This is a genomic window from Pseudomonas corrugata (assembly GCF_001269905.1).
Taxonomy (GTDB): Bacteria; Pseudomonadota; Gammaproteobacteria; order Pseudomonadales; family Pseudomonadaceae; genus Aquipseudomonas; species Aquipseudomonas corrugata.
On sequence record NZ_LHVK01000006.1, the window covers coordinates 324569 to 337227 of the forward strand.

Annotated in this window: 8 protein-coding genes and 2 rRNA genes; 3 read left to right on the top strand and 7 right to left on the bottom strand. The window is 59.4% G+C overall.

Going from position 1 to position 12659, the window contains the following annotated elements:
* Window positions 1-128: 128 nt before the first annotated feature.
* Both rimI and AD665_RS09625 read right to left on the bottom strand, forming a co-directional pair.
* Window positions 129-581, bottom strand: a complete 453-nt coding sequence (gene rimI, locus AD665_RS09620; protein WP_003205585.1) for a ribosomal protein S18-alanine N-acetyltransferase — start codon at window positions 579-581, stop codon at window positions 129-131.
* A complete protein-coding gene (locus AD665_RS09625; RefSeq protein WP_080686212.1) occupies window positions 574-1359 on the bottom strand; it encodes an energy transducer TonB in 786 nt (261 codons plus the stop codon). Before AD665_RS09625 ends, rimI begins: the two co-directional genes overlap by 8 nt.
* 180 nt (window positions 1360-1539) lie before the next feature.
* Between AD665_RS09625 and mksB the strand changes: the two genes are divergently transcribed.
* Genes mksB through mksF form a run of 3 tightly spaced genes read left to right on the top strand, consistent with a single transcriptional unit; the run spans window position 1540 to window position 6345 of the window.
* The gene (gene mksB, locus AD665_RS09630; protein ID WP_024778193.1) at window positions 1540-2817 is read left to right on the top strand and encodes an Mks condensin complex protein MksB; all 1278 of its coding nucleotides are present in this window, start codon (window positions 1540-1542) and stop codon (window positions 2815-2817) included.
* A complete protein-coding gene (gene mksE / locus AD665_RS09635; RefSeq protein WP_024778194.1) occupies window positions 2807-3508 on the top strand; it encodes an Mks condensin complex protein MksE in 702 nt (233 codons plus the stop codon). Before mksB ends, mksE begins: the two co-directional genes overlap by 11 nt.
* Complete coding sequence (mksF, locus tag AD665_RS09640) at window positions 3505-6345, top strand: Mks condensin complex protein MksF (RefSeq protein ID WP_024778195.1); 2841 nt, start codon at window positions 3505-3507, stop codon at window positions 6343-6345. The genes mksE and mksF overlap by 4 nt, the downstream gene beginning before the upstream one ends.
* Before the next feature lie 217 nt (window positions 6346-6562).
* Here mksF and AD665_RS09645 read toward each other — a convergent pair whose 3' ends face one another.
* The 5 genes from AD665_RS09645 to AD665_RS09665 form a co-directional block, all read right to left on the bottom strand.
* Window positions 6563-8866 carry a PqiB family protein gene (locus AD665_RS09645; RefSeq protein WP_053191882.1) on the bottom strand — a complete coding sequence of 768 codons (2304 nt, stop codon included), beginning with the start codon at window positions 8864-8866 and terminating at the stop codon, window positions 6563-6565.
* Complete coding sequence (locus tag AD665_RS09650; protein ID WP_024778197.1) at window positions 8859-9482, bottom strand: paraquat-inducible protein A; 624 nt, start codon at window positions 9480-9482, stop codon at window positions 8859-8861. Before AD665_RS09650 ends, AD665_RS09645 begins: the two co-directional genes overlap by 8 nt.
* Complete coding sequence (locus AD665_RS09655) at window positions 9469-10128, bottom strand: paraquat-inducible protein A (protein ID WP_024778198.1); 660 nt, start codon at window positions 10126-10128, stop codon at window positions 9469-9471. The genes AD665_RS09650 and AD665_RS09655 overlap by 14 nt, the downstream gene beginning before the upstream one ends.
* A 148-nt stretch (window positions 10129-10276) precedes the next feature.
* Window positions 10277-10392, bottom strand: a 5S ribosomal RNA gene (gene rrf / locus AD665_RS09660).
* 170 nt (window positions 10393-10562) lie between these two features.
* Window positions 10563-12659 (bottom strand): 23S ribosomal RNA (locus AD665_RS09665); the annotation flags it as partial.

A 12659-nucleotide genomic window follows, 5' to 3' on the forward strand; every position in this document is an offset into this window, starting at 1 on the left:
CCAGGCTGCCTATATACCTGTGGGAGCATGGCTTGCCCGCGATGAGGCCAGGACAGTCGATAGCTCGACCACTGACCCATCGCTATCGCGGGCAAGCCTTGCTCCCACAGGAGACTTCTATGCTGGCTTCAATCCACCAGCGTACAAGCCATGACCACTGCGTCTTCACGTCCACCCACGGCCGGATAGTAATCCCGCCGCCGGCCGATCTCGTTGAAGCCATAGCGCTCGTACAACCGGAACGCCGTGCGGTTACTGTCGCGCACCTCCAGGAAACATTCCCGGGCCTCGGCCTTGTACGCAATCGACATGAGATGCTCCAGCAGGCGCAAACCCAGCCCCCGCCCCTGGTTTTCCGGCTTGACGGTAATGTTGAGCAGGTGCGCCTCGTCAAGAATGATCTGCACCACGCCATGCCCCACCTGCTGCTGGCCTTCGAACATCAGCCAGATCTGGTACTTGCCCAGCCCATCGAGAAATATCCCCCGGGTCCAGGGATGGCTGTAGGCTGCATATTCGATCTTCAGCACAGCATCGAGGTCCGCCTCGGTCATCGGGCGAAACGAAACAGCATCACTCATTCGATTCTTTCCAGCGCGCCATCAGCCGGCGCATGGCTTGCCAGACTTCAGCCTTGTGCCGTGGCGTTTCCATTAACAATTCCAGACCCGGTAATGCCCAGGCCGATCCCAGCCCTTCGACCTGCAGTTCACGATTGAACGCTTGCGCGTCCGCTTCGCCGGCAAACTTCACCGCCGGCAGGCCGATCAACCACAGGCACGCGCAGGGCGCATCTTCGAGCCGCGCCGATACAAAACCCTGGACGAAATCCCGTGCAGCTTCCGGCCCCTGGTCCATCGTCCCGCGGGACAACAGCGGCCAGCGTACCGGTTCACCCACTATCTGCGGACTGTCCGGCAGGCCGGCGGCGCGCAACATGTCCTTGAGCAGCAGGTACGCGGGGTCGCGGCTCTGGAACGGTTCGCCGGTGGGCAGCTCTACCAGCAACAGGCATCGTCCGGCACGCAACAACTGCAGGGCGAAACGCGGTGGCGGGACCGGGGCGACCCTGGCCGGGGCCGGTACCTCTGGCGCGTCCTCCACCGGCTTGGCGCCGGTGCGGGTCGAGGCAAGGCTTGGCCGTGGGACTTCGATTTTCGGCCGTTCGGCCACAGGCGCTGCGGGCTCGGCCACGGTCCGGGCCACAGGCGCCGCCGCAGCCGGTGCGGGCTCTGCCGGACGGGGCATTTCCAGCAGTTCGGGCCGCGACGGGGCGGCGAACGGCAATTCGGTGCGCGGCAGCCAATTGACCACCTGCATGGCGGTCAGATAAGCGCGGCGGCGGGACTCGATAAGCAAAGGTCGGCCACTTGTGGATAACTGAAGGTGGGAGGGATTCTACCGCCGTTCGACGCGGATCGCTTCCCTGATGAGTCGATAGTTGGGCAATACAGACGACAGTCCGTCTCAGGGGTGAATCGCAACCGGCCCGATGCAGTACAATCGCCCCTTTTAATTGCCAACCCGACGGCCATTGCGATGATCGAACCCAAGCGCGTCTTGCGCGCCCTTGCTGAACACTGGGCATTGCTGGAACCTTTGTGCGAGCACTTCGACCAGGGCACCCTGAGCCTCAACGAATTGCGTTCACAACTGGCCGCCCAACAGTTGGACAGCACGCCCCAGGACATCACCAACCTGCTGGACGTGTGGATCCGCCTGGACATCCTGGTGCCGGTGGCGAAAAGCCCGAACCGCTTCGAGCTGAACGCCCAGATCCATGACTTCCTCGCCTACCTGCGACGCGAACACCGCCTGGGCCTGTGCCTGGAAATTGAAGCCTACCTGCGTCACCTCGAACGTCTGGCCGGCTACATCCAGGACGCCTTCGACGTGCGCGACGGCAACGACCTGGCGCGCCAGTTGCGCCTGCTGGACATGCGCGTGCGGGACGTGCTGAAGAAACTTGCCAACGACGAGCAGGCCCTGGTGGCCGTGGCCGAACGGGCCAAGACCAGTGATCGGCAGATCCCGCTGCGCCAGCGCTACGCTGAAGTGCTGGCGACCTGGGACGAATATGTCGAACCGATGATCCAGTTGGTGAACGCCGACGGTGCGTTCGAGCAAGGCGTGCGCAAGGTCGAGAATGTGCTGTTGCGCATGCTCACCGAGCAGCAGCGCCTCGGCCATCTGGTGGACGACGACATGCTGCTGCGTACCCACGCCCGCATTCTCGAGATGCAGACCAGCGCCCAACTGACCCTGCGCCATGCCCGTGAACTACTCCTGCCACTGCGCGAAGAGGCCCGCCGTCACAACGCCGTGACCCGCGGTGCAGCCCTGGCCCTGGCCGCCATCCGTCGTAAAGGCATCGATGCCGTGCCGCAGGCGGCCATGCCTTTGTTCACCCGGCCGCAAAGCACTTTCCTCGGCAGCGCCAGCCAGGTTGAAGCCTATGTCTACGCCCTGGCCCGTTTCGAGCCGAAACCGGCGCGCTTCCCCAAGTCCCACAAAACCCACCAGGGCGGCGATGCCCCGCGGGCGCCGCGCACCGTGCGCGAGATGGTCGAGCGTTGCGAAGACGCCCTGCCGCTGCCGGACCTGATGGTCTGGCTGCTGGAGCAAGAGCCAGACGGCGCCACCGACGAATTGTTGTACTGGTTCTCGCGCCTGTCGCGGGAAAAACGCTTCAAGCGCGAGCGCCTGGAACGCCGCGAATACCACACTCACGAGCATCAGGTCAGCCTGCGCTCCTTCGCCCTGCTCTCGGCCCGCGACGCTGCCGAGGATTCTGCGAGCATCCCCCATGCATCTTGATCTATCCGAACTGTCCCAGCTGGCGCCGATCTTTCGCGAGCTGTTCAAGGGTTACCACGTCAGCCGCCGCGACCCGGAGCTGTACGCGCAACTGTCGAACTTCCAGGACCAGTACCGCACGCTGTTCAAGGCCCTGGGCTTCGAGCTGGTGTGCGATACCCGTGGCTTCTACTACTTTGTGCCGGACCTGGCCGCTGCGGCAGTGAACAAGACCGCCCAGCGCCTGGCGCTGTTCACCTTCATTCTCGTCGAGCACCTGGCCGACCAGGGCCGCGACCCGATTGCCGTGCTCGACGGCGGCAGTCTGGGCCGCGATGAACTGCCTTCACTGCTGGAAAAATACCGCGACCTGTTCATCCAGGCCGAAGTGCAGACCCAGGAAGAGCTGGAAGAAAAAATCATGCGCCGCATGACCCAACTGGGCTTCGCCAGCGAAGACAACGGCGTGTATCGCTTCCTGCCGCCGATGCACCGTTTCCTCGACGTCTGCCTGTCGGTCCAGCAGGACCGCGACCTGGCGGCCAGTGTACACAGCGTACTGCCGTTGCCGGCACCGGTACTGATCGACGAAGACAGTGACGAGAAGCTGCTGCAAACCGACGACCCGCTCGACCTGGCGCCGTTTGAAGACGAAAGCGAAGAAGACGCACTGGCCCGCGCCATTGCCGAAGAACAGGAGACCGACGCATGAGCCAGGAACGCTACGGCATCCGCCGCTTCGCCCTTTTGAACACCGCCGGCTACAGCCTCGGGCTGTTCCCGCTGGAAGAACCGCTGTCGGTGTATGGCGCGAACAACCTCGGTAAATCCGCCTCGATCAACGCCTTGCAGTTCCCGATCCTGGCGCGCATGTCAGACATGAGCTTTGGCAAGTACAGCCTGGAACAATCCCGGCGCTTCTACTTTGCGTCGGACACCAGCTACATCCTGGTAGAAGTCGCCCTGCCCCACGGTCCTCACGTGATCGGCGTGGTCGGTCGCGGCCCCGGCGGCGGTTTCGGCCACCAGTTCTTTGCCTACGCCGGCAAACTGGACCTGGCCCATTATCAGAAAAACGACACCTGCCTGCGTCAGAAAGAACTCTTCACCAACCTGGAGCGCGAAGGCCTCAAGGCTTACGAACTCAAGCCTGATGAACTGCGGCGCCTGCTGGTGGGTGGCCACACCTCGATTCCCCTGGACTTGACGCTGATCCCGCTGCGCTCCACCAGCGAGCAGAGCCTCAAGACTTTCCGAGCGCTGTTCATCAACCTGCTGCACATGCGCGAAATCACCGCGGCCAAGCTCAAGCAGCTGTTCCTCGACGCCTTCGAGCACAGCCTGCGTTCCGGTAGCGTGGATTACATCGCCGCGTGCGAAGAAGCCTTCCGCGACGTACGACGCATGGAGCAGGACTACAACTCCCTGGTGGCCGCAGGCCCGTTGGTGGAAGCCCTGGCCAATGGCGTGAAGCAGCGCGATATCCTGCGCGGCAAATTGCATCGCCTGTCGCCACTGCTCGACTCGTTGCTGGGCACCTGGTCGGACTACGCCGGTGCACGCAAGGAAGAGCTGACCATCCAGGCCGAACACTACCGCAACGAGCAGGATTCGCTGCAGAACGACCAGCGCGGCAGCACTCAGGAGTTGATGCGCCTGGAGCGGGAAATCACCGGCATCCAGCGCTGGCTCGGTGAACTGTCAGTGCTCAAGCATCGCTTCGCCCTGGTGGATGACGTCAAAGTCCTGGAGCAACAGCTGCTCGCCGCCAAGGATGCCCACGACGAACTGGCCGGCGCTCTGGCCCAGTCCCGACAGTTCAGCGCCGAAGACCTGGAGGAACGTCTGCGGGATCTGGAAAAACGTCTGAAATCGGTCAAGCAGCAACTCGATCACGCCGACAACAACAGCTACGCCCGCCTGCGGGAGGAGTTCTCGCAACAGGACGTCGAGCGCCTGATGCGCCTGTTCAATAGCGCACTGTTCAGCCTGCCGCTGGGCGAGCATGGCATAGCACTGGATGAGAACGGCGACTGGGTCAAATCCGTGGAGCTGATCCTCGACGGCTTCAAGGGCGAGCGCTTCGAAGTACCCGGCCTGTCCATCGACCTGTCCCACATCGAGCCGCCAGCCCTGCAAGCACTGGCCGACCGCGCCGCATTGCGGGACCAGAAAGAGCGCCTGGAGAAAGAACTCAAGCAACTCAAGACCCAGCAAGCCGTGGCCGCCGACCGTGCGGCGAGCAAGACCCAGACCGAAGCGCTGTACCAGCAGGTACTGGACGCGCAAAAGGCCCTGGAAGACTTCCGTCGCAGCCAGACCCTGAGCGCCGAAGAAGGCGAAAAGCTTGAGCAACTGGCACAGATGGAAGCCGCCCAGGACGAACTCAAGCGCTCCAGCGACGCGTTCACCGAGCGCGTCCAGCAGTTGTCCGCCAAGTTGCAACTGGTGGGCCGACAGATCGCCGATATGGAAGCCAAGCAGCGCACCCTCGACGACGCCTTGCGTCGCCGTCAATTGCTGCCGGCGGACCTGCCGTTCGGCACGCCATTCATGGACCCGGTCGACGACTCCATGGATAACCTGTTGCCGCTGCTCAATGACTATCAGGACAGCTGGCAAGGCTTGCTGCGGGTCGACGGCCAGATTGAGGCGCTGTATGCACAGGTGCGCCTCAAGGGCGTTGCCAAGTTCGACAGCGAAGATGACATGGAGCGCCGCCTACAGCTGCTGATCAACGCCTATGCCCACCGTACCGACGAAGCCCTGACGCTGGGCAAGGCCCGTCGTGCGGCGGTGACCGACATCGCCCGGACCCTGCGCAACATCCGTAGCGACTACGACAGCCTCGAACATCAACTGGCGTTGTTCAACCGTGAGATCAACAAGCGCCAGGTGTCCAACCTGCAGAGCTTCCGCATCGTCCTCGCACCGAACAAAGAAGCGCTCAAGCACATTGACCAGATCATCCACAGCGCCGGTCAATATGAGGAAGGCGAGACTCTCTCGGTGTTCGACCTCAGCCAGAGCGCCGAGCAGGACAACAAGAACGAAGAAGCCAAGGAATATCTGGCACGCCTGGTGGCGGCGAACCACAACCAGCTCGGCCTCAAGGATCTGTTCGAACTGGCTTTCGAGATCACCAAGGTCAACGGCCAGCCAGTGATCCACACCGACATCGACGGCGCCGCGTCAAACGGCACCACCATGACCATCAAGGCGCTGACCAACATGTACTTGTTGCTGCACTTGATGGACCGCGAGCAGGCCGGTCGCGTGCGCCTGCCGTACTACTTGGATGAAGCGGCGGACATCGATGAAAAGAACCAGGCAGCGCTGCTGGAAACCAGTCTGCAACTGGGCTTCGTACCGATCCTGGCCAGCGTAAAACCGCAAGTCTGTGCCAGCGTCGCCATCGACCTGGAAGGCGGCAGCGGCCCGAACGGTATCTACATCGACGAAGCGGACTGGAAGTACATCCGCCGTCACGATGTAGTGAAGGCCACGGTGAATGTCGAGGCCGATGAGCCGGAACTGGATCCGGTGTGAGGTAAGTCTCGAAGAATGAAAAAGGCCGCGATCCATTGGATCGCGGCCTTTTTCATTGGGATGTCTGAAACTCTTGTGGCGACCATAGCGCTGTCATCGCGAGCAGGCTCGCTCCCACAGAGGGGTCGGGTTTGATCACCTATTCAACGCCTGCAGAAAATCCCTGTGGGAGCGAGCCTGCTCGCGATGACGTCGGAACAGGCCACCACTTGACCCGCTATTTACCGAGCTTGATCTTGGGTGCCCAGGTCAGCCACTCAGCCTCGTATTTATCGAACAACGGGAAGGTCTGCTCCGGCCGCGCCGGGCTGCCCATGCTCTCGCCATCCGGTGTCGCAAAAGCGACGCCCCCCTGGATCAACGTCTCCAACGACTCGGTCCGCACCGTGGCGCCCTTGAACAGGCCAAAGTCCATGTCGAAACCGCTGGTGTTCCAGAATCGCGTACCACTGCGTACCAGCGGCGCGTATTTGGGTTCGATCAGGATGTGGATCAGCACCCGATCCGCCGTCTGGCCCAGTTCATAACCGGTGACCTTGCCCACGGTGATCTCGCGATAGGTCACTGGCACGCCCGTCTTCAACGAACCGCGGCGGGCAGCACTCAACACCAGGCTCAAACCGGCTTCGGGCACGGCACTTTCCGGTGGGCTGGCAAGGGCGACGAAGTTCTTCTGTGGCCCGAGGTTCTTCACCGAGGGCTGCACTTCGAGGTACTGGCCGGTCACCAGTGTTTCCAGGTTCGAGGTCTTGATCAGCCCCAGTTCGGGTTTGACGACCCAGAACTGGCTGCCAACCCGGGCGATACGCTCCGGTACTTCAGTGATGCGAGCAGTGAGCAGCACCGACTGTAGATCGGCGCTGAGATCAACGTCCTCGACCTTGCCCACATCCAACCCTTTGTAGCGAATCGGCGTCCCGCTGCGCAAACCGTCGGCACGATCGACCTTGATTGTCACCACGGTGCCGTTCTGTTGCGCTGCTTCGCGGTTCTCGAACAGGCGGAAGCGGGGGACACGTCTCTTCAACGGTACATTGGGCACCGGCGTTTCGAAGGCGATACCGCCAGCCATCAGGCTTTGCAGCGATTCACTCTTGACCTGGATTCCCCCCGTCAGACCTCCCGTGAGGGTAATGCCACTGGCGTTCCAGAACCGCGTCGAACCGTTGACCAGCCCTTCGTATTCCTTCTCGATGTGCACACCTACGATCAACTGCTTTTTCTTGCGGGAGAATTGGTAGCTCTGTACCGAGCCGACCTTGACCTGCTTGTAGAGGATCGGGCTGCCGACCTCCAGCGATCCGAGGTTTTCAGTCAACAGCACCAGATGCAGGCCGGGCGAACGCAAGTCCAGCGGCGGCGCCTTCGCCCTGGCTTCGAACTCACGCTGGGGGGCCGCGCCCTTGTCGCCGGGTCGCACGGCAATGTAGTTGCCCTTGACCAGCGCTTCCAGGCCGGTGATCCCCGCCAGGGAAATCGACGGCTTGACGACCCAGAACTGAGTGCCGGTTACCAGATAATCTTCGGCCAGTGGGTCCATGGTCAGTTCAGCCGTAGCGCTGGACAGGTCAGAGTCAATCTTGAGGTTCTTCAGGCTGCCGACCTGGATGCCTTTGTACATCACCGGGGTACGGCCGGCCTGCAGACCTTCAAAGTCGCTGAGCTTGACCTTCACTCGAATACCGGCAGCAGCGGCGTCAAAGTCCTCGTAAAGACGAAACGGCAGGCTGGGATCCGTGGGCGGACTGTCCTTACGGCTCTCCGGCGTGGCGAACGCAATACCACCGGCAACGATACTCGCCAGGGACTCGCTGCGGACTTTGACGCCCGAGAGATTGGCATCGATGCTGATGCCGCTGGCGTTCCAGAAGCGCGTGTGTTTACGCACCAGGCTGGCATAGGTTGGTTCGATGAAAACCTTGATCTCCACCGTGTTCTGATCTTCGGATAGCTGGTAGCTCTTCACCTGCCCAACCTGGATCTGCTTGTAGAACACCGGGCTGCCCCGATCCAGCGAACCCAACCGGTCAGCCTTGATGGTCAGGTGCAAGCCTGGCTTGGCATCCGACAGCGGCGGCTCTTGGGCCAAGGCCTTGAACTTGCGGCTGGACTCTCCTTCACCCGGGCTGATAGCTACGTAGTTACCCGATACCAGGGTTTCCAGGCCAGTGATCCCGGCCAGGCTCACGCTCGGCTTGACCAGCCAGAAACGCGTTCCGGTCTTCAGGTATTGTTCCACATCCTTGTTCATCTCAACGGTCGCGACCACCCCTTTCGAACTGCCTTCATCGTCCAGGGTGAGGGCCTTCACTTTGCCGACCGGCATGCCTTTATAGACCACCTCGGTTTTGTTGGCCTGAATACCCTCGCCGCTCTCGAAGCGTACGCTGATCTCGATCCCGGTCTCGTTATAAGCCCGCCAGCCGAGCCAGCCCCCGATGACCAAAGCAATCAGCGGCAAGACCCAGATGGCCGACCAGTTCGAGGCCGGTCGGGTTTTAGCGGTAGGCAAATCAGTCATGGTCGTTATCCGACTCCGTGTTATCCCAAATCAGTCGGGGATCGAAGGTTACTGCGGCAATCATTGTCAAAATCACTACGCTGGCAAAAGCAATCGCGCCGAGACCGGCTTCGACACTGGCGAGTCGTCCGAAATTCACTACCGCCACCAGAATCGCGATAACGAAAATATCCAGCATCGACCAGCGGCCAATGAACTCGATGAAACGATACATAAGGATGCGCTGCCTTGCAGACATGGGCTGGTGCCGCTGAACGGAAAACAACAGCAAGGCAATACCCACCAGTTTGAAGGTAGGTACCAGGATACTGGCGATGAACACCACGGCCGCAATCGGGATCATGCCGTGCTGCACAAGCTCGATGACACCGGCCATGATGGTACTGGGGGCACCATGGCCCAGCGAGTTGATCGTCATGATCGGTAGGATATTGGCCGGGATGTAGAGAATGGCGGCGGTGATCAGCAATGCCCAGGTACGCATCAAGCTGTTGGGGCGACGGGGATGAATCCGCGCTCCGCATCGGGTACAGGCTTGTTCGTCGGCGTCGGCATCCAGCCGATTCAATTCATGGCATTCGGTACAGATCAGAATGCCTGCATCAATCGCCCGCATGGGCATCCTCTCCTGATAACGCTTGCCAGATCTGATGTGGTGACATCACCACCTCCAACCAGACCTGAACCAGCAGCAAACTGATGAAACACACCAACCCAAGGCCCACGGTGATGGCGGCCATGTCCGCCAACTTGACGATAGCTACCAACACGCCCATGAGATAGACCTCAAGCATCCCCCAATCTCGCAGGTGGTGATAAACGCGATACAACAGCAGGCCGTAGCTACGGCCGACCTTCCAGCGAATGGTCAACAATACAGCCAGCTGACAAAGCAGCTTGAGCAGCGGTACACCCATGCTGCACAGAAACACCACCACCGCAATGCCTTGCATACCGCTATCGAACAGACCGACTACGCCACTCCATACGGTGTCCTGGGAGGATTGACCGAGCAGATTGAGCTGCATGATGGGTAGAAAGTTTGCGGGCACGTACAGCAGCAGAGCTGCGATGACCAAGGCGAGACTGCGCTCGACAACATTGGGCCGGTGGGCGTAGAGCTCATATCCACAACGGGGGCATTCGGCTTTTTCGCCATGGGACAATCGAGGCTTGCGCATCAACAGGTCGCACTCATGGCATGCTACCAGTTTGTCTAAAGGCAGTTCTGACAACCGATGGGTGTCCAGCGGGTCGGGCATAAACAACTCTGGCTCAACTGAGGTGGGGGTATTCTAGTGCTCCAGCTCAAAAATAACTGTGCAAATTTATTGCGAGCTTTCGCGGGCTTTCCTTCGGGCAAAAACAAAACCCCTACCTGCGTCAGCAGATAGGGGTTTCGGAATTTAATCTTGACGATGACCTACTCTCACATGGGGAAACCCCACACTACCATCGGCGATGCATCGTTTCACTTCTGAGTTCGGGATGGGATCAGGTGGTTCCAACGCTCTATGGTCGTCAAGAAATTCGGTAGCCAGCGCGTTGCATGGGCAACGTTCCAGCGAATGGGTATGCGATAGTTTGTGTGTTGCTGCTGAGTCAGTTCGAACTTTCGGTTCGTTTCGTCTTCACACACCGCAATCTGGTGCCCTGTGCTTTTCAGCTCGGAGCAAGCAAATTGCTTGGGTGTTATATGGTCAAGCCTCACGGGCAATTAGTACAGGTTAGCTCAACGCCTCACAGCGCTTACACACCCTGCCTATCAACGTCGTAGTCTTCGACGGCCCTTCAGGGAGCTCAAGGCTCCAGTGAGATCTCATCTTGAGGCAAGTTTCCCGCTTAGATGCTTTCAGCGGTTATCTTTTCCGAACATAGCTACCCGGCAATGCCACTGGCGTGACAACCGGAACACCAGAGGTTCGTCCACTCCGGTCCTCTCGTACTAGGAGCAGCCCCTCTCAAATCTCAAACGTCCACGGCAGATAGGGACCGAACTGTCTCACGACGTTCTAAACCCAGCTCGCGTACCACTTTAAATGGCGAACAGCCATACCCTTGGGACCGGCTTCAGCCCCAGGATGTGATGAGCCGACATCGAGGTGCCAAACACCGCCGTCGATATGAACTCTTGGGCGGTATCAGCCTGTTATCCCCGGAGTACCTTTTATCCGTTGAGCGATGGCCCTTCCATACAGAACCACCGGATCACTAAGACCTACTTTCGTACCTGCTCGACGTGTCTGTCTCGCAGTCAAGCGCGCTTTTGCCTTTATACTCTACGACCGATTTCCGACCGGTCTGAGCGCACCTTCGTACTCCTCCGTTACTCTTTAGGAGGAGACCGCCCCAGTCAAACTACCCACCATACACTGTCCTCGATCCGGATAACGGACCTGAGTTAGAACCTCAAAGTTGCCAGGGTGGTATTTCAAGGATGGCTCCACGCAGACTGGCGTCCACGCTTCAAAGCCTCCCACCTATCCTACACAAGCAAATTCAAAGTCCAGTGCAAAGCTATAGTAAAGGTTCACGGGGTCTTTCCGTCTAGCCGCGGATACACTGCATCTTCACAGCGATTTCAATTTCACTGAGTCTCGGGTGGAGACAGCGCCGCCATCGTTACGCCATTCGTGCAGGTCGGAACTTACCCGACAAGGAATTTCGCTACCTTAGGACCGTTATAGTTACGGCCGCCGTTTACCGGGGCTTCGATCAAGAGCTTCGCGTTAGCTAACCCCATCAATTAACCTTCCGGCACCGGGCAGGCGTCACACCCTATACGTCCACTTTCGTGTTTGCAGAGTGCTGTGTTTTTAATAAACAGTCGCAGCGGCCTGGTATCTTCGACCGGCGTGGGCTTACGCAGCAAGTGCTTCACCCTCACCGGCGCACCTTCTCCCGAAGTTACGGTGCCATTTTGCCTAGTTCCTTCACCCGAGTTCTCTCAAGCGCCTTGGTATTCTCTACCCAACCACCTGTGTCGGTTTGGGGTACGGTTCCTGGTTACCTGAAGCTTAGAAGCTTTTCTTGGAAGCATGGCATCAACCACTTCGTCACCCAAAGGGTAACTCGTCATCAGCTCTCGGCCTTAAGATCCCGGATTTACCTAAGATCTCAGCCTACCACCTTAAACTTGGACAACCAACGCCAAGCTGGCCTAGCCTTCTCCGTCCCTCCATCGCAATAACCAGAAGTACAGGAATATTAACCTGTTTTCCATCGACTACGCTTTTCAGCCTCGCCTTAGGGACCGACTAACCCTGCGTCGATTAACGTTGCGCAGGAAACCTTGGTCTTTCGGCGTGGGTGTTTTTCACACCCATTGTCGTTACTCATGTCAGCATTCGCACTTCTGATACCTCCAGCAAGCTTCTCAACTCACCTTCACAGGCTTACAGAACGCTCCTCTACCGCATCACTTACGTGATACCCGTAGCTTCGGTGTATGGTTTGAGCCCCGTTACATCTTCCGCGCAGGCCGACTCGACTAGTGAGCTATTACGCTTTCTTTAAAGGGTGGCTGCTTCTAAGCCAACCTCCTAGCTGTCTAAGCCTTCCCACATCGTTTCCCACTTAACCATAACTTTGGGACCTTAGCTGACGGTCTGGGTTGTTTCCCTTTTCACGACGGACGTTAGCACCCGCCGTGTGTCTCCCATGCTCGGCACTTGTAGGTATTCGGAGTTTGCATCGGTTTGGTAAGTCGGGATGACCCCCTAGCCGAAACAGTGCTCTACCCCCTACAGTGATACATGAGGCGCTACCTAAATAGCTTTCGAGGAGAACCAGC